Here is a 23,091-nt window from a genome sequence, read left to right on the forward strand (position 1 = left end):
CGCCGTGTCGGCTTCTTCTTGGACTCGAAACTCAGCGAGGCAAAGGAACGCTGCTTCATCGGCGATGGGCTTCCTGGGAACGGCTGGCTATGATGCCGCAGACGGGAAATAAATCAGAGTGTCCCTAGGCGAGATGAGTCGAGGTGTACATTGAAAATTTGGAACGCATATGGATCAGAGCACTCAATGAACTTGGTGTTGATAGGCACGTTCAAACAGGAGCGCGACGCCGATAATGTCAACACGTTCATTGACAAAATTGTCGAGCAGGCGGCTAAGGACGAGGCCTACGATATTTCGAGGTCAGCGCCAGAGGATCAGCGATTCTCGGACGATATGCTTTCGTTGCTTCGTGCCAATAGGGCTTATTCGCTATCACCCACTGATCTCGAACAGTTTGCGTTGGACCATAGCATCGACAGAGACGGCAATCGAATAACAGTTCGGACTGAAGAAGCTGATCTATCGGCTTTCATCAAGGTGTTCGTCGAAGCAGGCGCGCGGGTAGAAATCTTCTCCGCACATGACTACCCGGAAGACAAATCCAAACAGGATTGAGGCGGAACCTGATGCCCGCAGTGAATTGGGAAGCATTCGCTCGCCTGCCAGGCGCTGCGGACGTCAACTTCGAGAAGCTCTGCCGCGCAGTCATGCGGCGACACTACGGGCAATTTGGAGATTTCCAAGAGCTCGCCAACCAAGCCGGAGTTGAGTTCCACCTCAAGTTGCACACGGCCTGCGATTTAGGTGACCCACCGCGCTGGTTCGGTTGGCAGTGCAAGTGGTACGGGATCAGCAATGGCCAAAACCTTGGAAAGACTAGGCGCGACAAGATTGTCGACGGATTGAACAAGTCCAAAAAGTATCTTCCAGGACTAACAGACTGGGTCTTATGGACGAAGCACACGCTGACGAAAGCTGACCAGGAGTGGTATTACGGGCTTGCATCAGCCTATCCAGGTGTAAAGCTCGCATTGAATACGTCGGACGACGTCGAGCTACTGTTGTCGGGTGTGGCCACCAATCTACGGGAATCATACTTCGGTGAGCTCGTAATCACTCCTCAAACGCTTGCCGACCAGTACAAGGTCGCGGCCGCGCCATTTCGACATCGATACCAGCCCGAAGTGCACCATGTTGTTCCAACTGAGGAAGCCCTACTGCGGTGTCAGCTTAGCCATACAGTGTGGAGTAGCCTTTCTCACCTAGTCGACCGGTTGAACGCTCAAGCAGGTGAGATCAATGCAGATTTCGGAAGTGTTCCGACGAAACTGCATCCGGGTCTGAGCGAATTGCTTACGCAGAGCGCAGCTGCGGCTAGTGTTTTGAAGGATGTTCACGATGCCATTCGTCTCGGCGACATTGCGGCTATAAAGCAGTTGTCCGCAGAAGGCATTGACAACCCCCAAAGGCATCGTCAGCTTGTTGCAAGACTGCGATCTGCACGATCCCCATGTGCTCTTGTTGGCGCGAACCTGCTTGCAGACATCTATGCAGCAGATTCGGAGCTTGCTGCGCTGCGAGACTTGGTTGAGATTCGCGCAGCGGCCGTCCTTGCGCCTGCAGGTGCCGGAAAGTCTGAGCTATCACTGAGATTGACTTGTCCTACTGCAGAGCTGTTCGGTGGTGTCGTCCTATTTGGAAAGGACTTGCACGCCGGGCAGGATCTTGATGATCTAGTACGTAGTTTCAAGATTGGAGGAAAGGCCGCTCCGAGCTTCGAGCAATTTGTTGAAGCGGTCGATGCTGCTGGAGAGAGGGCCGGAAAACGACTGCCGGTGGTGATTGACGGCCTGAACGAGGCCGAGGATCCGAGAGATTGGAAAGAGCCGCTGTTCAGGGCCGACGAGATCCTGAAGCGCTTTCCCCACGTCCTGCTCATAGTGACCCTTCGAGACCAGTTTTCTGGCGACTGCCTTCCCGAAGGCATGTCCTCCTTCGCAATGAATGGGTTTGAAGACAATCCAAGGGCGGCGATTGCCAAATATTTTGAGCACTACAAGATCGATGCCACTGACGAAGATCTACCTCTGGAATTCCTCCAGCATCCACTTACGCTTCGCATCTATTGCGAGGTCGCAAATCCAGATCGTAAGCACCTTGTCGGCGTAGAAGCGCTTCCTCGCTCAATGAGCGCGCTTTTCAGCGAGTACTTCCGGCGACTGGTTGTACGAATTGCAGATCGGTCGCCTTCCTCTAGGCGTCTCTATCAGGACGAAGTGCAGGATGCCCTTCGCAAGCTTGGCGAGCTGCTGTGGGAGCGAAAGACTCGTGGAATCGAGCAGCAATTTGCCCGCGAGACTATCAAAGACGCTGGTTCTTGGAACGAAAGTCTACTAAGGAGCTTGGAATCGGAGGGCGTGCTCGTACGATTGTCAAATGGCACCGGGCGATTTGGGGTTGCGTTCACTTACGACTTGATGGCTGGTCACGTAATCGCGGAGTATCTCCTCCACCGTGATGACATCGACGAATGGCTCTGTTCCCCAGCGAATATCTTGAAGTTGTCATCCGGTGGCCTGGATTCTCACCCGCTCGCCACGGACATCTTTGGTGCTATGGCCGGGCTGTTTCCAGTTCGTAAGCGCGGGCGTCAGCTATGGCAGGTGCTGCCTACAAGTCTTGTTTCTAGCGCGCTGCTTCTTTCTGCGAAAGGGGACCCGGCCCATATCAACCGGGAGACTGTTGACCGGTTCCATGACGAAATGATCACTTCATCCGGGTTCGCTCATGCTGCGTACCCGTTGCTTCGAATGACGCGCGCGGCCAGTGCTCACCCATTTGATGCAGATTTCTCGGATGGGGTACTTCGCCGCATGACCAATTCGGCGCGCGATCTGTCGTGGTCCGAGTGGCTGCGTAAGAATGAGGAGATTTGCAGAAAGGATGTGATCGATCTCGATGTGAAGTGGGCGCGCGGCGGCGTAGATCGCAAGGAGTTGGCGCGGGCTCGTTGGGTCATGTGGATGTTGACAACAACCTCAAGGTACCTACGTGACCTTTCAACGAAAGCACTACATACGTTCGCCCTAGTGATGCCAGATGGCTTTTACGAGCTTGCGCTGGAGTCCAGCACAATTTCGGATCCTTACGTGCCGGAACGAATGTTCGCGGCGGCCTACGGAGCGGCATTGTCTACGTGGTCGGATGAGTCAAACGCGACTACCAGATCAATACTGCCGACAGTAGCCAGAAATATTTTCAGTTCGTACTTTTCTGATCACGCGGCGACGCCTACTCGGCATGCACTGCTGCGTCAGTACTGCTTGGGCATCATCACGTTAGCTAGGAGGATTGATTCCTCCTGCATTTCTCACGAAGAGGCAAATTATCTCAAGCCGCCATTCAGCCATCTGCCGTCTCCGTTTGACAAGCTGCCGCGTACAAGTGCGAAGAGAATTGATGCAGCAGATCAAGCGGCCATATCTATGGATTTTGGCAACTACACGCTCGGCAGGCTGGTAGCCAACCGATCCAACTATGACTTCGAAAACACAGAGTATGTAGGGGTTAGGAAAGCGATCGTGGTCAGAATGCTTCAGTTGGGCTACGACCCGGAGTTGTTTCGAGAAGTCGACAAGACTATGCGGTCCTCCTCACGCCATGACGAAGAAGGCACGAAAGTCGACAGGTACGGCAAGAAGTACGGATGGATTGCCTACTTCGAGATGTGGGGGGTGAGGAGCGACAAAAACCTCCTGTCCGAATGGCGTGGCGACGAACGAACCGTAGACGCAGATATTGATCCGACCTTTCTCGGCGCGGTCAAATCGTGGGACCCAGTGCTTCCCGAACTGTTCGTGGGGTCGCCGCAGGACATTGCCCAGTGGATTGTTGACGGCCCCGTGCCGGACTACGGCAGCTTGCTGCAACCAAGCGTCGTCGACGACGTGGTGGGGAACTGGGTGCTGCTTGAGGGGTTCTTGGAAGAAACCGCAAAAACAGACTATCGAAATGTTTTTACCTTTATGCGAGGCATGTTGGTTGAGCGGGATCAGGTCAGCAAACTCAGGAAGGTCTTCGATTCCATGGAGTATCCGGGCAACGATGCCATCGCGAAGGTTCGCGAGCAGTACTACAAGTACGCCGGAGAGATGCCATTCGAATCGGTGCCAGGCGTCCCACCGCCGGTGTCCGATTCAGAGCAAGAGGTGGTCTCTTCGGATCGATGGACCGGAATTGGTGTACCTGTCGAAGTGCCTGTACACGTCTACTCCTGGGAGAGTTATCACAGCAAGTTGAACCATGGGAGTGGCGCATTTTTCCCCTCACCAGCGATCTGCCAGGCAACGGGATTGGGTTTTCGACCGTATCATTGGGATCTCTACGAGCAAGAGGGAGTTGGTTCGCTCTATCGCCGACTCAAAGGTCGAGACGAGTCGGTGCGAGGGCACATCGCTTACGTGCGAGCGGATCTGCTTGACCAGTACTTGGAGGCGTCGAACAAGGCGTTGGTTTGGCTGATCTGGGGCGAGCGAGGGGAGCACTACCGTGGCCGATCAGGGATCGACCGTGATCTGCATCATGTGTACGACAAGCACAAACACATTCACAAGTATTCCGAGATCCGAATACCGAGGAAATCTCGGGCCAAGTGAATCTAAGCGGCCGTACCTTTGACATGCATGCCAGAAACGCAATTGTGATAGCCGAGAAACCGTCCGCGTTCGATTCGAAGGCGATCGATGAGTTCGTTGCGCTTGTGCTGGTTGGCGGCGAAGTGCTGGCTCAAGGACTCAGGGATCGCGTGCTTCAGGCGGAAAGCATCGCGTTGCTCAAGAAGGACGACCAATTGTTGGGGGTCGCTGGCCTGAAGCGACCCACACGGAGTCATCGTGCGCAAGTCTTCGAGCGATCCCGCACAGTGCTTGATGCGAAGGAATTTCTACTTGAGCTCGGGTGGGTCTACGTCGTTCCTATCGCAAGGGGACAGGGGCATTCCTTGCCCCTGTGCAGTGCAGTAGTCGATGCCGCTACAGGGAGTGGCGTCTTCGCAACGTCTCGCGTCGAGAATCACGGTATGCACCGGACCTTAGCCCAGTTGGGCTTTGATCGCGTTGGCAGAGAATGGCCATCGCAGCAGAATCAAGGCAACTTGGCGCTATTTGTGCGTCCGGATGGCGCGTAACCGTGGGAAAGTCATTCGAGATGGTTAGTGGAGAAGCAGTTTCCTCAAGCTACATACACTGAGTGACCGCTTCTGGCCGAACTGAGACATTCCTGGCATGTCAAACGAGATGACGGCACCACCGGAATGGACATCCGCATCAGGGGCGACGCGAAAGAGGGCGTCGGCCACCCGGAGATAGCCGACGCCACTCAGGGCTCGTCTCGCGCCAGGATTCGACCGAGTCCTGCAAGTACCACTTCGTCTACCTTCTCCCGTGTGAAGTACTCGCATCGTTCGCGCCAGGAGTCTTCGTCCCACTCACAAGACGCGACACGATCGTCATACAACGCCTCGAACTCTGCCGCCCAATTCTTCGCGAGGTTGTGGAACTCGTAACTGTCGTTGGGCCGGAAGCGGGCGAGCGCCATGTTCCATGCGATCTCCACGACCGTCTCGATGAGCTTGCCGTGCATGTGGAGCGTGGCCCTGTTCTCGGCCAGCCGTTCGCTGCAGTTCTTCATGTGCGTGCCTCCCGTGTGCGCAGGTAGTCGTGAACGCGATAGAGCCGCTCGATCCCGGGCGTGTTGTCCTCAATCCACTCCTCAGGCCTTCCGTTTCCTCGTGCGCTCTCCATCAGGCCGGTCTCATCCAGTTCACCATGGGTGTCGAGCACATACGCTTCAATCAAGGTTTGAAGTTGGTTGTGATCCCAGCACGTCACGTCACCCCACGTTCTCCAGTCGGGCGAGTAGAAGGAGATGAAGCCGCTGCGGGACGTGTGGCGCTCACCGGCCACCTGGGCGAGTGAGGCCGTCGATGTCTCGCGCATCATCCGCTGTGCATCTTCCAGCGGCAGTTCGATAAACAGGCGATCTGTCTCGAAGTTGTAGAACTTTGGGGAATCCATCGACTCGAAACGCGCGTGGTGGATCCCAGCTTCCTCGCAAAAGCATTCCGAAAACTCCTTGGCGTACGCGCAGTGGACTGCCGACCAACAGCAGGCGCTGCTTAAGCGATCGGTCAAACCCTGATTCGGATGACCCTGGTCGTTTGAGAACATCGCCGTCATGGCGTAGTCCAGCTCAGCATCGTGCTGGGAACCGTAGAACCCAGCAAAGGGTAGGGCAGCAGTGAGCATCTGCATCACATCAGCCCTCTGCCGGCCATGCTGACGCACTCGGCACCCACAACAATGTGGTCAAGAATCCGCACGCCAATTAGCCGCAAAGCATCCCGAAGCTCGTGGGTAATTGCACGGTCCGCCGCACTGGGCTCGGCAACGCCGCTGGGGTGGTTGTGCGCAAAAATGGCGGCGCTGGCATTGATGCTCAACGCGGCCCGCACGACTTCCCGGGGATAGATGTTGGCGCCATCGACGGTGCCGGTAAAGAGCTTCTGACAGTCGAGAATGCGATGGCGGTTGTCCAGCCACAGGACGTGAAACTCCTCGTGAAAAAGAGCACCCAAGCGCATGCGAAGAAAGTCGTTGGCATCGGTTGGATTGCCGATGCTGCCTTGACGTTCAAGCCTTCCTTTCAGGATGCCTTCGGCCGCGGCGAGAACGTCCTGCTCTGTCGTTTCGTCAGTGAGCTTGTAGCGAGTGTAGGTCAATGATCGAACAACTTTCATAAGGTGCTCCTTGTGATGTGCACAAACGCATAGAGCCCGGCCGTGAGGCCGGGCTCTATGCGAAGTCGTCAGGAAAGATGAAAAGAAATGGGGGCCCGAGCCCGGTTGGCTCGATGCGGCTGGCTTTTGGGGCGCTACGTCAAAACCGGATCAGTGCGATTGGCATCAAATACATGGCCGCAGGCCTGGCAACGAAAGTTGTCGGGTAGGGCTTGGTCAATCGGCGCACCGATTGCCGAACCTGCTACACAGCCCGCTGCGCCGCCGAGCAGGCCGCCGAGGATCGCGCTAGCAATGACACCCAGCGGATCATCGTTTTCCTTTGCGTCCGTCATCGCGCTGGAGGCACCTTGGATAGCACCAGCGATGCCGCCGATGGCGGCTGCCGTGGTTTGCGCGCGACGTCGAGGGACGACGAACGCGGTGTGGCACTGGGGGCATGGTGGCGTCATATGTGAGCCACTCCGTTCGGCAACGCCACGGCGTCACCGTTATGGTTGCTCTTAGCCAACAAAAAGCCGATCGAAAATACGATCGCGAATGCAAGAAGACATTCGAGTACTGGATAGTTGTACATCACGATTTCTCCCATGGAGTTGGTGCAAGACTGACGGCGTCAGCTCATACGCGAGAGCTCCTGCTGCTCTCTATGGGGTGATGTAGGGCTGAAATTATTTTCGATCGACCGAGCGCCCACGATTCACTGACTAACAGAGTTGTGTGCGAATGGAAGTTGGGCCAATCCGACCTCTGTTGAGTGATGATCTAACTGGCGATCAACATCCATATGGCTGCAACGCCCATAAAGACGGTAGAGATCCAGCCGATCCTGATGATGAGCCTTGGGGCGGTAAACGTGCCCATGACCGATTTCCTTGAAGCCAGCAGAATAACCACCACCATCAGTGGTACGGCAACGACGCCATTAATCACAGCGCTCCAGAACAGGGCCTTCATCGGCGGAATGGACGAGTACTGAATGACCAGGGCCGCAAGTACACTGACGGCGATCACGCCGTAGAACCCACGTGCATCCTTGGCCTTGCGTTCCAGGCCCCATTGCCAGCCCATCGCTTCGCAAAGAGCATAGCTGGCGGAGCCTGCGAGAACCGGCACGCCGATCAGGCCGACTCCGAGGATGCCGAGTGCAAACAGAAGATAGGCAAGATCGCCGGCGAGTGGTCGAAGCGCGCTTGCCGCTTGTGCGGCAGTCGTGATGTCGGTGATGCCTGCGACATGCAACGTGACCGCCGTGGCAAGAATGATGAAATAGGCAGCGATGTCCGAATAGAACATGCCATTCCAGGTATCCCACTTGATGCGGGTTAATTCTGACGCCGCGGCACCGGGATCTTGCGTCAACGGTCGCGCTTCGCCTTTCAGGCGCATGTCCTCGACTTCTTCGGACGCTTGCCAGAAGAAAAGATAGGGGCTGATGGTTGTGCCGAAAATGGCGACTGCCATGGTAGCGGTGTCCGTGTTCGGCACGAAATGCGGCCAAAGCGTGTGCCAGATGACTTCTTTCCATGGCACGTGGACGGTAAAGAGCACGGCAGCGTATGCAAGCAACGAAAGCGTCAACCATTTCAGATAAAACACATAGCGGTGGTACGGCACGATGATCTGTAGAGCGAGCATGCCGACAACAAAGCCGACCGTCATGACGTGCCGGTCGACCGTGGTGACCAGTTCTGCCGCCTCACCCATCGCGGCAATGTCCGCGGCGATATTGAGCGTGTTTGCGATCAGCAGCAGCACTACAACAGCTTTGAGCACATAAGGCGGAAACGTCGTTTTGATGTTCGCGGCCAGACCTTTGCCAGTCACGCGTCCGATCCGAGCGCACATGGATTGAATGGCCGCCATCATCGGGAATGCTAGTGGCATGGTCCACAACATGTTGAGACCAAACTGTGCGCCGGCCTGTGAATAAGTAGCGATGCCACTCGGATCGTCATCGGCGACACCGGTGATCAGTCCGGGGCCAACATGTGCCAACGGGTGCTGCTTCAGGCGATGCCACAAGGTTTTGTACAAGGACGTGCCGCCAGGATCGACAGCGGGGGTGCTTTCCGATGCGACGTCTTTCCGTATGACCGGCTTGAGCGGTGCTTGGTCCACGCGGGTGTTAGGATCCCATCGAAAAGGCATGCTCTTGCCCTTAGGTTACCGGCAAACCAGTACTGGGATCTTGCTTTGCAGCAGTACCTTTTGCGTTTCGCTACCCAGCATCAACCGATTCAAGCCATGCCAGCCATGGGTGGCCATGACGATGAGGTCGCAATGATGCTCGTTGACGGCGTCCAGAATAGCTTGATGGGGGCGCTCGCCAAAGGCGTAGTGGCACTCGCAGGGCACTTGTGCAGCCTTGGCCAGTGCTTTGGCCTCGTCCAGGTAGCGTGAAGCGGTTTGAACTGCTTGCTGGCTAAAACTCAGCTCTGTAGCAGCAAGAAGTTCAGTCATGTAGGCGAAGGAGTTGAATGGTGGCACGACGTGCAGCGCTAGCACTTTGGCGTCAAATGTCTTCGCCAGTTCGAGGCCCATACTGAAGGCTCGCAGCGAGAGATCCGATCCGTCGATCGGAAGCAGCAAGTGCCGGAATAGCGACTTCGGTTGCGCTTCGGTGGATTCCCGGTGCATGGCGGTTGCGGCGAACATGGGTAGAGCCTCCAGAGTCTTAGGGATGCCGCGCCTACGCTCAGGCACGTCGAGTTTCATGATGCCCGGTGCAATTGCCGCGATATTGATCGTGGTCAAGTCGTTGAGTAATCCCGTGCCGCGTCGAAAAAGAGGAAATGGTGATGATCAGTTGATCAACATCAAGATGAGCCGTGCCTGCTTGCCTAAGCTGTCAGCGAGTTGATTGAAAAAGGAGCACCGCTTTGAACTTGCTGAAGCATCGGGTACTCGCAAAACGTACCGTCGTAAAGATTGAGCGTTTTTGTGGGCAGCTTCGTGCAGGTACGAGCGATTTCTTTTGTCTGAAAAGCGATGGACACGCGCTCAAACGGATGCCGGTAAGAAACGATGACGTGTCATGTGACAGTTCGCATGCCGTTGCACCAATATCCAAGCGAGGTGTGCGATGAAAAGCCAATCAACTGCGCCAGCGTTTTCGATGCTCTCGACCGGTCTTTTGCTTATTGCTGTAGCCAGCGCCCTGATCAGCGTAGTTAGAGGCAACGAATTCACCTGGACAGCGACGGACTGGATCGGCGGCATCTGTTCGGTGGCACTGGTGCTCAGCCTGATCAACGACGCACGCAAGTAATCCAACGGTCCACCCAGCCTCGGAGGTGCGCGATGTTCAAGAATATCCTCCTGCCCATCGACGGATCGGATCAGTCGCTACGGGCTGCCCGCCTTGGCATCGCAATGGCCAAACAGATCGCCGCGCGCGTCCATGCCTTTCACGTATTGGCGCCACTGGCGGCCGTTTCCTATTTTTCCGATCTGATTCGGCACGCTTCAGATGACTATCACGAGGAAGCGATCGGTCGCGCGCAGCAGCAGCTTGAGGCGATCCACGTACTGGCCAGGGAGGCCGATGTGCCGTTTAAAGGCAACTACGCATTCGACGAACGCCCCTATAGCGCCATCATTGGTGCGGCCCGAAAGTACGATTGCGATCTGATCGTGATGGGGACGCATGGTCGCACGGGATGGGACCATCTGGTACTCGGTAGCGAAACCAACAAGGTGCTGAGCTGCGCCGAAATTCCGTTGCTTGTTTGTCGCTGATGTCAGAAAAGGAGAGACGTTATGGCTGAACTGCTAGAGATGCCCATTTCCGATCATGATAAATCGCACGTGCGAGGCGCGATGACGATCCCAAATATCGTGGCTTTTCTGACGGCGAGTACTCCCTGGAGCTCAGCGGCGGTGATGGGCGCTTCGTTGGCTTCACGCTATGGGTCCGTGCTGACAGGCTGCTACGTCGACCCCATGTTGCGCGATTTCAGTGTGTTGGATGTCGAGTCGACGATGCACGCACTGGGATGCGACGATGTTCTTTTCAGTACACCGACTGCAGCCGACTTCACGCTTTTTGCTAACCAGAACGGCGTCGCCAAGACGAACTGGGCTGCCGTGCAAGCCGATGTTGGAAGCGCCATCACGCAGCTCGCCGCCTGGCACGATCTGGCGGTTGTTGAAAGCGACATGATGGAAGCGAACGAGTTGCTGACCTTTCTGACCCATCTTTTATGGGCCTGCCGATTGCCTTGTGTCCTCCTGCCAAAGCTATGCACAGTCTCGTCGTCCTTCGAACGCATTGTCATCGGCTGGAACGGAAGCCCTCAAGCTACCCGCGCCATTCACGCAGCGATGCCATTTCTGCTGGATGCCAAAGAGGTCTGGATCCTGGATGGGACAGACGAGGATGGCGATCACAATGCTGACCTACCCAAGTTCGATCCCTATCGGTTTCTCGCGCAACATGGTGTAACGGCGCATCAGCGTCGAATTGATGGTGACGTGGCGATCGTCGGTGGCGCTTTGATATGGGAGGCGCAACAGCTTCGTGCCGATTTGTTTGTGCTTGGCGCATTCAGCCATTCACGTCTTCGTGAACGGGTAGCGGGCGGTGTGTTCAGGTGCATGCTCGAGAACGCGAAGATACCGATGTTGCTGCAGCACTGAGCGCTTACCGACATCAACGCTTCCTCCCTCCCGCATGGCCATGGCCGCCAATAAATGCCCGAGATGGCGATCCATTCGCGAGGGTGTGAACCGGGTTTCTTGATGCTTTTGTAGGCCGTGACGCTAGTGCAAAGAATCGGCGTAATCGACATTGTGTCGATTACGCCGGGAAGGCGTGCCACGTAGGCGGCCGTGTCGACTGCATATTTGGCGAAGGCACCATTCTGCTTGAATCAGTGTTGCATAAAGACGGGAATGTCGGCGTTCGCCATGACATACCGGGTTGCGCCGCCGAGCACGCGTTCACGGATACGTGAATGCCCATAAGCCCCCATCACCAGAAGGTCTGCACGCACTTCGTGCGCCTTTTGCAGAAGGCACTTGCCGGCTTCAATGGACGGCACGTTGATGTAATGTGGCTTTGCGGCAATGCCGTGATGCATCAGGTAGACGATGGGATCCGGTTCCGTCACGCCGACCTGGTCGGCGTAAGGCGTACGCACTTCACCGTTGACCAGGATCACCTGTTTGGCGAGCTGAAGCAACGGCAACGCGCTATGCAGAGCGCGGGTGCCTTCGACGGTGCCGTTCCAGCCAATCACGATGCGATCAAAGCTAACAGTATCGTCCCAGTGTGGAGGCAACACGAGGCAAGGTGCACGGCTGCTCAACATGCCTTCACCGAGAATATCGAACACGCCTGTCTCACCGACCATGTCGCGTTCGATGATAGCCAGGTCATGCCATGCACCGAGCTTGCGCAGCGTAGGCGCAATCGCCGTATGCGTCACGACCCATGAGGTATGTTGCGCGCCGAGCTCCTTGGCGAAGGCATGAAAGGCGGCGGACTCGTCGGGATAGTTGTACTCGCCATCGGTCAACAAGCTTATCACTGTGGGATCGGATTCATAAGCGCGCTGTTCGCGCAGGCTGGGAGGTACATAGCAGCCGGTGACATTCGCATTCCACCGTGCCGCGAGATCAATGGCGCTCAGGAGTGCCGCACTCCACGGACCGGTGGATGTGACAAGGGCGAGGATGTCGTGGAATTGCGACGCGGGGTGCTTTGCCGCGTTCGACTTGGCATAGGAAGTTTCATGAGATTTGTTGGCGAGCATGGCGATGTCTCCAGCAGGGGAATGCACGGGCTTTCACAGGGTCAGCGAGTACACCGCCGATCGCGGGTCGTCCGGATGCGATTCGCGCTTGAATCCGAGATACTTGGCGAGTTCACGCATCTGTTCGTTGTTGACGTCGTCGATCGAAAACATCCGGGTCAGCTTTTGCTTGCGCGCGACGTCGATAAGATGGCGCATCAGAACGACCGCCAAGCCGCGATTGCGCCAGTCGTCGGCCACCGTGATGGCGCATTCGCATTGCTGGCCGTCGCCGGTGGTCGAATAACGGCTTATGCCGACTTCGCGCAGATGACCGTTGTCGTGCGCCATCGCTATGAAAGCCATGTCGTGGACGTAGTCCACATGCATCAAATGGTCGAGCAGGGCCTTGTCGGGCTCCTTGAAGTCACCCAGGAAGCGGAAGCGTCGTGCCTCGGGTGAAAGCCGCTGAATGAACTCTTCTTCCATGGCGCGATCCTTCGACTGTAGTGGCCGCACCAGCACTCGCGTTCCGTCACGCAGGGGTTCGATCCAGTGATCACCTTCAAGAGCGGCCTGGGGTTGTTTTGTAGTGGAAGACATGGCGAAGACCTCGCGACTTGGTAGGAAGCCCTTTGCTAGGGGCCACACTTATCTTTTAGCGGGCTGGCGCTTGTAAGCACTTGACGACGGTCAAGTGAAACAGGAATCGCACCTATGGATCCCGCTTATCGGTGTCGCGTCGACAACGGTTGACCCAGATCAAGACGCATTACCAGCGCCTGGATGAATGTTGGTATGTCGATCCTGCTTAAGGTGAGCCGTTATGTTCGAGATCCTCGTCAACACTGAAGAGATGAGCAACGACAATCCCGTAGTGCGAACGGGCTTGGCACTGGCAAGCCGCCATAATGCCTATGCGACGGGGCTCAATATCGTCGAGGTCTTTCCGTCTTCCATGTACATGCCCGATGTTATGGCTGTGCTGGATGCGGAGGAGGTTGAAGCCAAGCAATGCGATGCCTGGTGGATGAACCTATGCCGCGAACACGGTGTTCAAGGTGGCTGGGAGGTGATCCGCGGTGTGTACGTACCGATACTGGCGCGGCGTTCGTGCATGGCGGATATCACGGTTAGCCGCTTGCCGAATCGTGAGGCCGGCTACCCCTCGGGCATGGACTATGTGACGCGTGTGTTGCTTTCAGCCGCCTCACCGATGTTGCTCGTTCCGCCCAAGTGGGAGGGAAACTTCCGTCAGGAAAGAATCGTGGTGGCCTGGAACAGCACGCAGGAATCCATGCGCGCATTGCGCGCCGCCGTGCCATTCCTTCGTGAGGCCGAAATGGTGTGCTTGATCGATGGTTCGAGCGACGAGTTGCCTGGTTTCGCGCCGCCGCCGCTCCCGGTGCGTGATTGGCTCACGAGGCAAGGCATCAAGTTGCATTCGACTCAGCCGTTTCCGTCGACGGCCAAGGCCGGTGAAGCGCTGCTCAATGAGGCGTATGCCATGCATGCGGACCTGCTGGTGATGGGCGCCTGGGGTCACTCGCGGATGACTGAGCTGATTCTCGGTGGCACGACGCGCCATATACTCGAACACGCCCAATTGCCGGTGCTCATGGCGCATTGATTGCGTTCGCAATTCGAGCGAAAGCCGCGCGCAGCAAGGGAGTATCCACGTAACGCGCAACCTTCGCCGGAACCGTGTGGTGCCTTGGCATCGGTGCTGAGCATGGCGCATGGCGCGTTATGCAGGCGAATACTCTCCAACGCGTGGTGAGAAACGACTTAGTCGAGTTCACGTTCGTCCGTGAGTGCGCGCGAGGCGCGCTGCATCAGTTCGGCCAGCGCAGCCATCACATCATCCAGGCACACGATGCCAATCAACTGGCCTTCGTCGTCCACAATCGGCACGCGCCGGACGTGGCTGCCCAGCATCATGCCGACGAGCTCATCGATTGTCGCGTCTGCGTGACACGTCACCAGCGGCAGCGATTGAATGTCGTGCAAGTTTTTTTCATCGCCTAGGTCTTTGGCCAGAAAACGGATGGCCAGATCACGGTCGGTCACGATACCGCTGGGAAGTACACCTGCCAGGGTGTTCTTCATCGTCACCACGCAACCCACATCGTGCTGGCGCATGGTGCGGGCGGCTTCGTTGATGGTGGACGATTCGTTCAATTGGATGACGCGGGAAGTCCCGATATCGGCGGCGCGCATGGCGGTCTCCAAGCTGAAATACGCCATCAATCCTAGGCCGGCCCGATAGGGGTGGCTTGACGCGCATCAAGCGTCGATCGAGTCGGAGTGCTGTTACACACCGTTACAAACCGTTGCCGAGTCGAACTAATGCCGTTACGGGCAGCACCTAGAGTCACCCCCGTAGTCGAGATGAACTGCAGCTCGGGGGTACGTGTCATGACATTGCTAGCAACAGACGTTCGCACCACACCGGTAGGCAAGCCTTACGCGTCCATGGCTTTGGCAGCCACCTGCAACGATCTGGGGATCGACATCGAAGCGATTCGCAAACACGTTCCGGTCCGCCGCTGCAAACATGCCGCCGGACAGGGCATTTATCACGCCGGCCAGCCGTTCCAGGCGATCTATCTGGTACATGCCGGTTCCTACAAGACCTGCGAACTGGCTGAGGATGGGCGTGAACAGGTGACCGGATTCCGCATGCGCGGCGACCTCATCGGTGTGGAGTCGATTGGCTTGAACACCTATTCCAGCGATGCGATCGCCTTGGAAGACAGCGAAGCCTGGGAACTGCCATATCCGGCGGTGTTGCGGGCCTGTCTGCACATGCCGGAGCTGCAATCACGCCTGACTTCAGCATTGGCGGCGGAAATTCGTTGCGACCGTTCATGGATGCTGATGCTGGGCACGCTGGCCGCCGAACGCCGCGTTGCCGCCTTTCTGCTCGACGTGGCTGCACGCTATGCACGCCTGGGCTATAGCGCGAAGCATTTCATCTTGCGCATGAGCCGTATCGACATGGCCAGTTTCCTGGCCCTGAAGCATGAAACCGTAAGCCGGGCACTGTCGCGCCTACACGATCAAAGCTACATCGACGTGCAGCGCCGCGAAGTACGGGTGTTGGATGTCGATGGGCTGCGCTCGATGGCCGGGATAAGCACCGCGCTGAACTGAGCGATATCAGGTACTGACGTCCCGATCCAGCACACGACGCATGGCCGCACCAAGCTGTTCGCGGCGATAGGGTTTGCGTAGAAGTTCGAAGGCGCCGGAAGCAGAGGTATCGATATCCATTGCGGCGTATTCGTACCCGGAAGTGAAAAGCACGGGAAGATGTGGATACCGCTCCCGTGCCAGCGCTGCAAGTTCGAAACCCGTCATGTCTCCGCCCAGCACGATATCCGTAAAGAGCAGATCGATTTCCGGATGTTCCGCCAATCGCTCAAGTGCGGTGGTGGCGTCGTTGGCCTCGAAAGTCGGGTGGCCCAGCGTGCGCAGAAAAGCGATAGCCACGCGCCGTACTTCCGATTCGTCTTCCACCACCAGTACTGTTTCGTGGCCCTGGCGCGACGTCATGACCAATGGTTCTTCGGTATGGGCTGAGACAGCAACAGGCAGATAAAGCTCAACGCGCGTGCCGAAACCTAGCTGGCTCTCGATATTGAGGTGTCCACCTGACTGTTTTACGAAGCCGTATACCATGCTGAGGCCGAGTCCGCTGCCTTTGCCGGCTTCTTTGGTCGTGAAAAAAGGCTCCAGCACATGCGCCAGGATTTCCGGCGGCATACCCACACCGTTATCCGATACCGCAAAGACTACATACGAGCCAGGCTGTAGCTTGGCATCTTCCTCGACACTGACGACGTTATGAGAGCGTGCCGTGATGCCGAGGCGTCCACCGCGCGGCATCGCATCGCGCGCGTTGAGTGCCAGATTGATCAATGCCGCTTCCAGTTCTCCCGAATCCGCGTATACCGCAGGCGTAGTTTTGGCGCACTCGGCGGTCACCACGATACGTTCGCCCAACGTACGGCCCAGCATGTCGCTCAGATCGGCCAGCAATTGCACTGTTTGGACGGCATGCGGCAACAGATGCTGGCGGCGTGAGAAGGTAAGCAGTTTGCGGGTGAGTGCCGCACCGCGCTCGACGGCGCGTGAAGCGCTTTCGACGGTTTCCCGCGTTGCCTGATCGTCCGGCATGTCGGCCTCCAGCAGCTGCAGGTTGCCGGAAATCACCGTCAGCAGATTGTTGAAATCATGCGCAATGCCGCCAGTGAGCTGACCGAGCGCATCGAGGCGCTGCGCATGTGCCAGCTGTTCTTCACTGCGTTCACGCTGAATGGATGCGGCCAGAATGTTCGCGACTGATTGTAGAAAATTCAGTCGATCCCGGTCGAAATAGCCCTTCTGGTGAGCCAGCGCCAACAGCAGCCCCAAGGGTCCATGCCTATCGGGCAAAAACACGAGAGCGGCGTCTTGGTAATCGCCGCTCAAGGAAGGGCATATGCGGCGAAGGCTTTCGATGACGGCGCCTTGCGCGGGTGGTTGATCATCGACATCCGGCGTCGCGCTACGTGTCATGGCATGCAGCGCGGGATCGCCCGACAAGCTCTCCAGCACGGCTTGAGGCAGACCCATCGAGGCGGGGACTTGCAAGCGGACATGGCGCGGGTCGGTCAGCAGAATCGCCATTGCGGGAATATCGAGGGTAGTTGCCACTAACTCGGGCATTTCGCCGATGGCTTGTTTGTGATGCGTGGCCTCAAGCAGACGCCGACCCATCTGGGCCATGGCAGCGTCAAAGCGGGCGCGTTCCAGGGCCTGGCGTGCACGCTGCGTTTCGGAGATATCGCGGATCGATGCCGCATACAGCGTTCCCATCGATGCAGCGACCGGGCTCAAGCCGATTTCCACGGGAAAGGATTGGCCGTCAGCGCGTACGCCGGTCAGCTCGTAGCCGGCGCCCATCGGACGCTCGCGCGGGTTGGACATGTAATGGGTGCGATGTGCGATGTGCGCTTGCCGCAGCGCCGCCGGCAGCAGCGCTTCCACCTTCAAACCGGCAAGCGTACCTGCTCCATAGCCGAACAGGCGCTCCGCATGCGCATTGGTCAGCACGATGACACCCTGCCGATCGACCACGATCATCGCGTCCGGTGCCATCTCGAATAATGAACGGAACAGGTTCGCGTCCGGAGCTTGCTTGCTGAACATGGCGCTGCCTTATACCCGCTGGACCGTCGACGAAAACAGATAGCCCGTGCCACGGATCGACTTGATCCGTTGAGGACGGGCGGGATCGGGCTCAATCTTGCGGCGCAGGCGGCCGATCTGCACGTCGATCGAACGATCAAACGGTCCCGCATCACGGCCATGGATATGCGTCATCAACTGGTCGCGGGTAAGGACCTGATTGGCGTGTTCCACGAAAACCCCGAGCAACGTGAATTCGCCGCTGGTCAGCAGAATCGGTTCGCCTTGCGGTCCGGACAAGGTGTGCGATCGCGGATCGAGCACATAGCCATCGAACGACAGACGCCAGGGATGGCCTGCTTTGACGTCTGATGCCTTGGCTGGCGGTGCAGTGCGACGTAGGACGCTGCGCACGCGTGCCAGCAACTCGCGCAGATCAAACGGTTTGGTGACGTAGTCGTCCGCGCCTAGTTCCAGGCCCACGACGCGATCCACCGACTCGCCGCGTCCGGTCACGATAATCACCGGGCCATGCCAATGCTCACGCAGATGGCGGGTGAGGGTGAAGCCATCTTCGCCAGGCAACCCCAGATCGAGCATGACGATATCCACGGCTTCGCTGTCCAGAACGCGGCGCATCTGGGCACCGTCACCGGCCGTGCTGACACGAAAGCCATGGCTGCCGAAGTAGCGGCTGAGGATCTGGGCAATCTCGGTATCGTCATCAACGACCAGCAGATGTGTCGGCGCCATCGCAGACGACGCAGGACTAAGCGACATGGCCATCTGAAACTCCGATCCCCCGTGGTGCCTGATTCAACGGAACACTCCGACCAGAGCATACGCTAGCGCCGGTTGGCTTGCAGTAGCTGCCTGATGCACGCGGCAACTTGAATGCGAATTCAATTGACTTCGCTCAAATGGGCCAGGGCCGCGGCTGCCTAAAGTTACGCCATGGAAAACGCGGCCATTCAAGCTACCGGTCTGACCAAGTCGTTCGGCGAAGGGGCTGCCGCGACGCTGGCCGTGCGCGGGGCGACCTTTGAAGCGCATTACGGCGAGATGCTTTTCATCGTTGGTCCGTCAGGCAGCGGTAAGACGACTTTGCTCAGCATGATCTCGGGCATCCTGCGCCCCAGCTCAGGTACCGTGAAAGTCAAGGGTGCCAACCTGTGGCAGCTCAGCGCCAACGATCTTGCTGAATTCCGGCTACGAACGATCGGCTTCGTATTTCAGGACTTCCATCTGTTTCCCAAGCTCACCACGGCTGAAAACGTGGCGATTCCGCTGGTGCTGCGCAGGGAAGACTGGAATGCGTCGCTGAGTAAGGGTGAGCGGATGCTGGCCATTGTCGGCCTGAAGGATCGTGGGCAATTGCCGCCGGTCAAGCTGAGTGGCGGTGAGCAGCAGCGTGTCGCCATCGCTCGTGCGCTGGTTGGTGATCCGGAATTGCTGATACTCGATGAGCCAACCGCGTCGCTTGATGGCGATACCGGCCGCATGATCGTGCAGTTCGTGCGTGAGCACGTACTCAATCCCACCCGTTGTGTCCTGATTGTCACCCATGACGCGCGGATTCTCGAATTCGCGGACCGTGTCGTGCACATGGAAGACGGATGCATCACGGCTGGGACGGAGAAAGCCTTATGAGAAACCGGATCATTTTCCTGGTGGCCGCCCTGGGTGCGTTGATAGCGATCGCCAGCGCCTACTTCTACGGCCGGGAGCAGGCGGCTCAACCACCCGTGTTCAGTCCGGCCACCAACTCCTACGCGAATGGCATCTACGCCAACGGCATCGTGGAAAGCTCTCAGGGCAGCGGCGAGAACATCAATATCTACCCGGATGTGTCCGGGCGCATCACGCAGATCCAAGTGCACGAAGGCGATCACGTCGCCGCTGGACAGCCCTTGCTGGTGATCGACAACTCGGTGCAGCTGGCTCTGGCCGAGCAACAGAAGCGTCAGGGCGACGCAGCGCTTGCCACTCTGCAGGAACTGCAAGCGCAGCCGCGCAGGGAAACGCTGGCGGTCGCCACCGCGCAGGTTGCGCAGGCCGAGGCCAGTCAGAAAACAGCCAGCGATACCTTCGAGAAGCAGCGTCTTTCCTATGCGATCGACCCGCGCTCAGTCAGCAAGGACACCCTCGACAACGATAAAGATGCACTGGAAGTTGCCAAGGCCAATCTCGGCTTTGCACGCCGCCAATACGAACTGACCAAGGCCGGCGCGTGGAGCTACGACATCCGCAACCAGCAGATGCAATACAACGCCCTGGAACAGGCCTACCAAGCCTCCGATGCGCTGCTGCAGAAATACACGATACGCGCGCAGGCCGACGGCATCGTGCTGGCCATGAATACGGCACTGGGCAGCTATGTATCGGCGCAAGGCGCGTACGACGCCTATACCCAGGGTTACGACCCGATCATCGTGATGGGCGGACCGCAAGGTTATCTGTCCGTGCGCTGCTTCATCGACGAAATTTTGGTCGACCGCCTGCCGTCGCTGGCGCATATAAAGGCGGAGATGTCGGTACGCGGTAGCAACCTGAAAATTCCGCTCGAATTCGTGCGCATGCAGCCGTATGTGACACCCAAGATCGAGCTTTCCGACCAGCGCCTGGAGCGCGTGGACCTGCGCGTGCTGCCGATCATCTTCCGCTTCAAGAAACCCGCCGATGCGGCCATCTATCCGGGGCAACTGGTCGATGTCTACGTGGCTAAAAAATAGTATCGCCGCGGCGGTTACCGTGCTGCTGTTGGGCGCCTGCACTGTCGGGCCGGATTTCACGAAGCCGTCCGCGCCCGCTGTCGCGCGTTACTTGCCGAGCGGCGACCTACCGGGGGACGTGACGGCGATCGGGCAGACCCAGCATTTCGATCTGTCGCAGTCACCTGACGCGGATTGGTGGCACCTGTTTGGCTCATCCGAGCTCGATCAATGGGTCAGTACGGCTATCGCCGGCAATCCGAGCCTGCAGTCGGCTCAGGCCAGTCTGCGCGAAAGCCAGGACAACCTGCGCGCAGGGCAAGGCATTTTCTTCCCCCAATTGGGTGTGGGTGCCGATGCTACGCGTGAGCGAACATCTCCTTCCATGCTCGGCCAGCATGGCATCGGCGGTATCTTCAATCTCTTCACCCTCAGCGCTACCGTCAGCTATGCGCTGGATCTGTTCGGCAGCGAGCGCAGGACGGTAGAGGGCCTGCACGCCGCAGTAGACATGCATCGATACACCATGGAAGGCACCTATCTGACCTTGACCGGCAATGTGGTGAATACTGCGATCGCACGCCAGGCCTATGCCGACGAAATCGACGTGATGCATGGGTTGGTATCGTTGCAGACGCAGCAACTCGGGCTGGTCGATACACGCATACAGTCCGGTGCCGAGGTTTACAGCGACTTGCTCACCTTGCGCAGCGCACGTGCATCGAACCTGGCGCAACTGGCATCGCTGGAACTGAAGCGCGATCAGGCTGATCACTTGCTGCACGCTTTATTGGGGCAAAGCGCCGGCGAGTCGCAGCTTCCCGCCATTCGCTTCGAAGCGCTGCATCTGCCCGCCAGCTTACCGGTCAGCCTGCCTTCCGATCTGGTGCATCAGCGACCGGACATTCTTGCCGCCGAAGCCCAGTTGCATGAGGCCAGCGCCGAAATCGGCGTTGCTACGGCCGCGATGTTTCCGAGCATCACGCTGGGCGGTGATGACGGATCAGCCGCCAATACTACCGGCGCGCTCGGCAAGAGCCAGGGCCGTTACTGGAGCGCAGGGGCAGATATCAGCATGCCGGTTTTCCAGGGTGGCACGCGCTGGTACAACCGCAAGGCGGCGATCGACGCCTACCAGAAATCGCTGCAGGACTATCGCGGCACCGTGCTCACCGCGTTCGAGCAGGTCGCCGACGTGCTCAAGGCGTTGCAGCACGATGCGGAAGCGATGCAGGCCAATGACGAGGCCGCCCGCGATGCTGCGCAGGCATTGAGCCTGATCCAGGCCAACTATACGGCTGGCCTGGTGAACTATGTGGATGTGCTGATCGCCGATGAACAGTACCGGCAGAGCAAGATGGCTTATGTGCAGGCGCTGGCCCAGCGCTATCAGGATGCCGTCGCACTTTATGTGGCGCTCGGCGGCGGCTGGTGGAAGGCGCCGCATACCGAGGCGATGCCTGCATCGACACATGCCGCGCAGGCGAGCAGGGTGCAGCCATGAAATACGCGGGTATCTTCAAGCTCGCCTATAAATTGCTGGTCAACGACCGCGGCAAGTTCTCGGCCTTGCTGCTGGGCATCACCTTCGCGGTGTTCCTGATGGTGATGATGACCTCACTGTTCGCCGGCATCCTTTCGCGTTCGGCGTCCACGGTTACCAATGTGGGCGCTTCGATATGGGTCATGGATCCTGCCGTGCAGACGGTTGCCAGCAGCATCCCGATGCCCGATTACCTGCTCGATGCAGTGCGCAGCATCGACGGTGTGCACTATGCCGTGCCGCTGTACTCCGGCGGCGCCCTTGTCAAATTGCGCAACGGCACTTATCAGGCGGTGACGGTGATGGGCCTGGACGACACCAGCCTGGTTGGCCGCCCCAGGCTGGAGCAGGGCAATGTCGAGGACATCTACGCCGACAACGGGTTTTTCGTGGTCGACGATGCCGAGTACGGCAAGTTGGGCAGTCCGGGGCTGGGACAGGAATTCGAGCTCAATGACAATCGCGGCGTGGTGGTCGGCATCGCCAAGGTGAATTCCTTCGGCCTGTTCGGCATACCGACGCTCTACACCACCTACAGCCGCGCCATCGAATACATCCCCAGTACGCGTTTCACGATTTCCTACATCCTGGTCGAGCCGAAGAGCCCTGGCGATATTCCGGAAATCAAGAAGGAGGTCGCGCAGTTGGGCTATCTGGCATTGACCAAGGACGAGTTCGACCAGCGTATTGCGGACTTCTACAAATACCAGACCGGCATCGGCACCAATATCATGCTGATGACGATCATCAGTTTCATCGTCGGCCTGTCGATCTCGGCGCAGACCTTCTACACCTTCGTGCTGGAAAACCTGGACAAGTTCGGTGCGTTGAAGGCCATCGGCGCCAAAGGCTACGAACTGACCTACATGATCCTGTTCCAGGTGACCTTCACCAGCCTTACCGGTTATGGCCTGGGTATCGGACTGTGCACGTTGTTGATTGCTGTAGCCAAGGCTCGGCTGCCTGACTATGCGGCGCTGGTCACCATGGCCAACCTCGGGCTTGCGTTGGGCATGGTGGTGCTGATTGCTGCGGTCTCGAGCTACATCAGCATCCGCAAGGTGCTCAAGGTCGAGCCGTTCGATATCTTCCGTGGTTAGAACATCGACGCATTGCTTGACCTTGGTCAAGAAGAGCACTGCATCCCAATGGCATCGTCCACTCAATACGACGGAGTGCGATGTG

The 23,091-nt window shown here is 57.9% G+C and carries 23 protein-coding genes; 12 read left to right on the forward strand and 11 right to left on the reverse strand.

The window, feature by feature from the left end; translation table 11 throughout:
* Positions 1 to 150 precede the first annotated feature (150 nt).
* The 3 genes from B0E48_RS16845 to B0E48_RS16855 are packed head-to-tail and all read left to right on the forward strand — an operon-like array spanning position 151 to position 5,128.
* Positions 151 to 558: a DUF6375 family protein gene (locus B0E48_RS16845; RefSeq protein ID WP_056388798.1), complete on the forward strand. Its 408-nt coding sequence runs from the start codon at positions 151 to 153 to the stop codon at positions 556 to 558.
* 11 nt (positions 559 to 569) lie between these two features.
* A complete protein-coding gene (locus B0E48_RS16850; RefSeq protein WP_077519320.1) occupies positions 570 to 4,598 on the forward strand; it encodes a hypothetical protein in 4,029 nt (1,342 codons plus the stop codon).
* Positions 4,595 to 5,128: a GNAT family N-acetyltransferase gene (locus tag B0E48_RS16855; protein WP_139350345.1), complete on the forward strand. Its 534-nt coding sequence runs from the start codon at positions 4,595 to 4,597 to the stop codon at positions 5,126 to 5,128. The genes B0E48_RS16850 and B0E48_RS16855 overlap by 4 nt, the downstream gene beginning before the upstream one ends.
* Before the next feature lie 191 nt (positions 5,129 to 5,319).
* Here the strand turns inward: B0E48_RS16855 and B0E48_RS16860 are convergent, their stop codons facing one another.
* From B0E48_RS16860 to B0E48_RS16885, 6 genes are all read right to left on the reverse strand, one after another.
* Positions 5,320 to 5,631 (reverse strand): hypothetical protein, encoded by a 312-nt coding sequence (locus B0E48_RS16860; RefSeq protein ID WP_077519322.1) that lies wholly within the window; start codon positions 5,629 to 5,631, stop codon positions 5,320 to 5,322.
* Positions 5,628 to 6,254, reverse strand: a complete 627-nt coding sequence (locus B0E48_RS16865; RefSeq protein ID WP_077519323.1) for a hypothetical protein — start codon at positions 6,252 to 6,254, stop codon at positions 5,628 to 5,630. Before B0E48_RS16865 ends, B0E48_RS16860 begins: the two co-directional genes overlap by 4 nt.
* Positions 6,254 to 6,739, reverse strand: a complete 486-nt coding sequence (locus B0E48_RS16870) for a JAB domain-containing protein (RefSeq protein ID WP_077439557.1) — start codon at positions 6,737 to 6,739, stop codon at positions 6,254 to 6,256. The genes B0E48_RS16865 and B0E48_RS16870 overlap by 1 nt, the downstream gene beginning before the upstream one ends.
* Positions 6,740 to 6,873: 134 nt before the next feature.
* On the reverse strand, positions 6,874 to 7,074 hold the full coding sequence (locus tag B0E48_RS16875; RefSeq protein WP_077439558.1) for a hypothetical protein: 201 nt from the start codon (positions 7,072 to 7,074) through the stop codon (positions 6,874 to 6,876).
* Between the two features lie 430 nt (positions 7,075 to 7,504).
* The gene (locus B0E48_RS16880) at positions 7,505 to 8,860 is read right to left on the reverse strand and encodes a divalent metal cation transporter (protein ID WP_254424007.1); all 1,356 of its coding nucleotides are present in this window, start codon (positions 8,858 to 8,860) and stop codon (positions 7,505 to 7,507) included.
* A gap of 45 nt (positions 8,861 to 8,905) precedes the next feature.
* Entirely contained in the window at positions 8,906 to 9,496 is a 591-nt protein-coding gene (locus tag B0E48_RS16885; RefSeq protein ID WP_254424008.1) for a universal stress protein, read from the reverse strand.
* 328 nt (positions 9,497 to 9,824) lie between these two features.
* Between B0E48_RS16885 and B0E48_RS17680 the strand changes: the two genes are divergently transcribed.
* The 3 genes from B0E48_RS17680 to B0E48_RS16895 are packed head-to-tail and all read left to right on the forward strand — an operon-like array spanning position 9,825 to position 11,380.
* The gene (locus B0E48_RS17680; protein ID WP_139350346.1) at positions 9,825 to 10,010 is read left to right on the forward strand and encodes a hypothetical protein; all 186 of its coding nucleotides are present in this window, start codon (positions 9,825 to 9,827) and stop codon (positions 10,008 to 10,010) included.
* Between the two features lie 32 nt (positions 10,011 to 10,042).
* Positions 10,043 to 10,480: a universal stress protein gene (locus B0E48_RS16890; protein ID WP_077439560.1), complete on the forward strand. Its 438-nt coding sequence runs from the start codon at positions 10,043 to 10,045 to the stop codon at positions 10,478 to 10,480.
* Positions 10,481 to 10,501: 21 nt separating this feature from the next.
* Positions 10,502 to 11,380: a universal stress protein gene (locus B0E48_RS16895; protein ID WP_077439561.1), complete on the forward strand. Its 879-nt coding sequence runs from the start codon at positions 10,502 to 10,504 to the stop codon at positions 11,378 to 11,380.
* A 233-nt stretch (positions 11,381 to 11,613) separates the two neighbouring features.
* Here B0E48_RS16895 and B0E48_RS16900 read toward each other — a convergent pair whose 3' ends face one another.
* Both B0E48_RS16900 and B0E48_RS16905 read right to left on the reverse strand, forming a co-directional pair.
* Complete coding sequence (locus B0E48_RS16900) at positions 11,614 to 12,498, reverse strand: universal stress protein (protein ID WP_077439562.1); 885 nt, start codon at positions 12,496 to 12,498, stop codon at positions 11,614 to 11,616.
* Positions 12,499 to 12,531: 33 nt separating this feature from the next.
* Positions 12,532 to 13,080, reverse strand: coding sequence for a GNAT family N-acetyltransferase (locus B0E48_RS16905; RefSeq protein ID WP_077439563.1), 549 nt, complete (start codon positions 13,078 to 13,080; stop codon positions 12,532 to 12,534).
* 223 nt (positions 13,081 to 13,303) lie between these two features.
* Between B0E48_RS16905 and B0E48_RS16910 the strand changes: the two genes are divergently transcribed.
* The gene (locus B0E48_RS16910) at positions 13,304 to 14,107 is read left to right on the forward strand and encodes a universal stress protein (protein ID WP_077439564.1); all 804 of its coding nucleotides are present in this window, start codon (positions 13,304 to 13,306) and stop codon (positions 14,105 to 14,107) included.
* Between the two features lie 158 nt (positions 14,108 to 14,265).
* On the opposite strand, the gene B0E48_RS16915 is transcribed toward B0E48_RS16910, so the two are convergent.
* Complete coding sequence (locus B0E48_RS16915; RefSeq protein ID WP_168170400.1) at positions 14,266 to 14,697, reverse strand: CBS domain-containing protein; 432 nt, start codon at positions 14,695 to 14,697, stop codon at positions 14,266 to 14,268.
* An 87-nt stretch (positions 14,698 to 14,784) separates the two neighbouring features.
* Here B0E48_RS16915 and B0E48_RS16920 point away from each other — a divergent pair, with 87 nt between their 5' ends.
* On the forward strand, positions 14,785 to 15,633 hold the full coding sequence (locus B0E48_RS16920) for a helix-turn-helix domain-containing protein (protein ID WP_139350347.1): 849 nt from the start codon (positions 14,785 to 14,787) through the stop codon (positions 15,631 to 15,633).
* 6 nt (positions 15,634 to 15,639) lie between these two features.
* On the opposite strand, the gene B0E48_RS16925 is transcribed toward B0E48_RS16920, so the two are convergent.
* Together B0E48_RS16925 and B0E48_RS16930 are read right to left on the reverse strand one after the other, a co-directional pair.
* Positions 15,640 to 17,673, reverse strand: coding sequence for a PAS domain-containing hybrid sensor histidine kinase/response regulator (locus tag B0E48_RS16925; protein WP_077439567.1), 2,034 nt, complete (start codon positions 17,671 to 17,673; stop codon positions 15,640 to 15,642).
* Positions 17,674 to 17,682: 9 nt separating this feature from the next.
* Positions 17,683 to 18,438, reverse strand: coding sequence for a response regulator transcription factor (locus B0E48_RS16930; RefSeq protein WP_254424009.1), 756 nt, complete (start codon positions 18,436 to 18,438; stop codon positions 17,683 to 17,685).
* 168 nt (positions 18,439 to 18,606) lie between these two features.
* Here B0E48_RS16930 and B0E48_RS16935 point away from each other — a divergent pair, with 168 nt between their 5' ends.
* From B0E48_RS16935 to B0E48_RS16950, 4 genes are read left to right on the forward strand one after another with little or no spacing between them, the layout of a single operon-like run.
* Positions 18,607 to 19,302: an ABC transporter ATP-binding protein gene (locus B0E48_RS16935; RefSeq protein WP_077439569.1), complete on the forward strand. Its 696-nt coding sequence runs from the start codon at positions 18,607 to 18,609 to the stop codon at positions 19,300 to 19,302.
* Positions 19,299 to 20,384 (forward strand): biotin/lipoyl-binding protein, encoded by a 1,086-nt coding sequence (locus B0E48_RS16940; RefSeq protein ID WP_077439570.1) that lies wholly within the window; start codon positions 19,299 to 19,301, stop codon positions 20,382 to 20,384. The genes B0E48_RS16935 and B0E48_RS16940 overlap by 4 nt, the downstream gene beginning before the upstream one ends.
* Positions 20,362 to 21,867 (forward strand): efflux transporter outer membrane subunit, encoded by a 1,506-nt coding sequence (locus B0E48_RS16945; RefSeq protein ID WP_077439571.1) that lies wholly within the window; start codon positions 20,362 to 20,364, stop codon positions 21,865 to 21,867. Before B0E48_RS16940 ends, B0E48_RS16945 begins: the two co-directional genes overlap by 23 nt.
* Complete coding sequence (locus B0E48_RS16950; protein ID WP_077439572.1) at positions 21,864 to 23,006, forward strand: ABC transporter permease; 1,143 nt, start codon at positions 21,864 to 21,866, stop codon at positions 23,004 to 23,006. Before B0E48_RS16945 ends, B0E48_RS16950 begins: the two co-directional genes overlap by 4 nt.
* The last annotated feature ends 85 nt before the right edge of the window (positions 23,007 to 23,091 follow it).

This window comes from Rhodanobacter sp. C03, assembly GCF_002001175.1.
In the GTDB taxonomy this organism is placed as follows: Bacteria; Pseudomonadota; Gammaproteobacteria; order Xanthomonadales; family Rhodanobacteraceae; genus Rhodanobacter.

Bases quoted from the DNA above. Each gene is read 5' to 3' on its own strand.
- B0E48_RS16850 (WP_077519320.1), top strand. From the start codon at position 570: ATGCCCGCAGTGAATTGGGAAGCATTCGCTCGCCTGCCAGGCGCTGCG.
- B0E48_RS16860 (WP_077519322.1), bottom strand. From the start codon at position 5,631: ATGAAGAACTGCAGCGAACGGCTGGCCGAGAACAGGGCCACGCTCCAC.
- B0E48_RS16865 (WP_077519323.1), bottom strand. From the start codon at position 6,254: ATGCAGATGCTCACTGCTGCCCTACCCTTTGCTGGGTTCTACGGTTCC.
- B0E48_RS16870 (WP_077439557.1), bottom strand. From the start codon at position 6,739: ATGAAAGTTGTTCGATCATTGACCTACACTCGCTACAAGCTCACTGAC.
- B0E48_RS16875 (WP_077439558.1), bottom strand. From the start codon at position 7,074: ATGACGGACGCAAAGGAAAACGATGATCCGCTGGGTGTCATTGCTAGC.
- B0E48_RS17680 (WP_139350346.1), top strand. From the start codon at position 9,825: ATGAAAAGCCAATCAACTGCGCCAGCGTTTTCGATGCTCTCGACCGGT.
- B0E48_RS16890 (WP_077439560.1), top strand. From the start codon at position 10,043: ATGTTCAAGAATATCCTCCTGCCCATCGACGGATCGGATCAGTCGCTA.
- B0E48_RS16895 (WP_077439561.1), top strand. From the start codon at position 10,502: ATGGCTGAACTGCTAGAGATGCCCATTTCCGATCATGATAAATCGCAC.
- B0E48_RS16900 (WP_077439562.1), bottom strand. From the start codon at position 12,498: ATGCTCGCCAACAAATCTCATGAAACTTCCTATGCCAAGTCGAACGCG.
- B0E48_RS16905 (WP_077439563.1), bottom strand. From the start codon at position 13,080: ATGTCTTCCACTACAAAACAACCCCAGGCCGCTCTTGAAGGTGATCAC.
- B0E48_RS16910 (WP_077439564.1), top strand. From the start codon at position 13,304: ATGTTCGAGATCCTCGTCAACACTGAAGAGATGAGCAACGACAATCCC.
- B0E48_RS16915 (WP_168170400.1), bottom strand. From the start codon at position 14,697: ATGCGCGCCGCCGATATCGGGACTTCCCGCGTCATCCAATTGAACGAA.
- B0E48_RS16925 (WP_077439567.1), bottom strand. From the start codon at position 17,673: ATGTTCAGCAAGCAAGCTCCGGACGCGAACCTGTTCCGTTCATTATTC.
- B0E48_RS16930 (WP_254424009.1), bottom strand. From the start codon at position 18,438: ATGGCCATGTCGCTTAGTCCTGCGTCGTCTGCGATGGCGCCGACACAT.
- B0E48_RS16935 (WP_077439569.1), top strand. From the start codon at position 18,607: ATGGAAAACGCGGCCATTCAAGCTACCGGTCTGACCAAGTCGTTCGGC.
- B0E48_RS16940 (WP_077439570.1), top strand. From the start codon at position 19,299: ATGAGAAACCGGATCATTTTCCTGGTGGCCGCCCTGGGTGCGTTGATA.
- B0E48_RS16945 (WP_077439571.1), top strand. From the start codon at position 20,362: ATGTCTACGTGGCTAAAAAATAGTATCGCCGCGGCGGTTACCGTGCTG.
- B0E48_RS16950 (WP_077439572.1), top strand. From the start codon at position 21,864: ATGAAATACGCGGGTATCTTCAAGCTCGCCTATAAATTGCTGGTCAAC.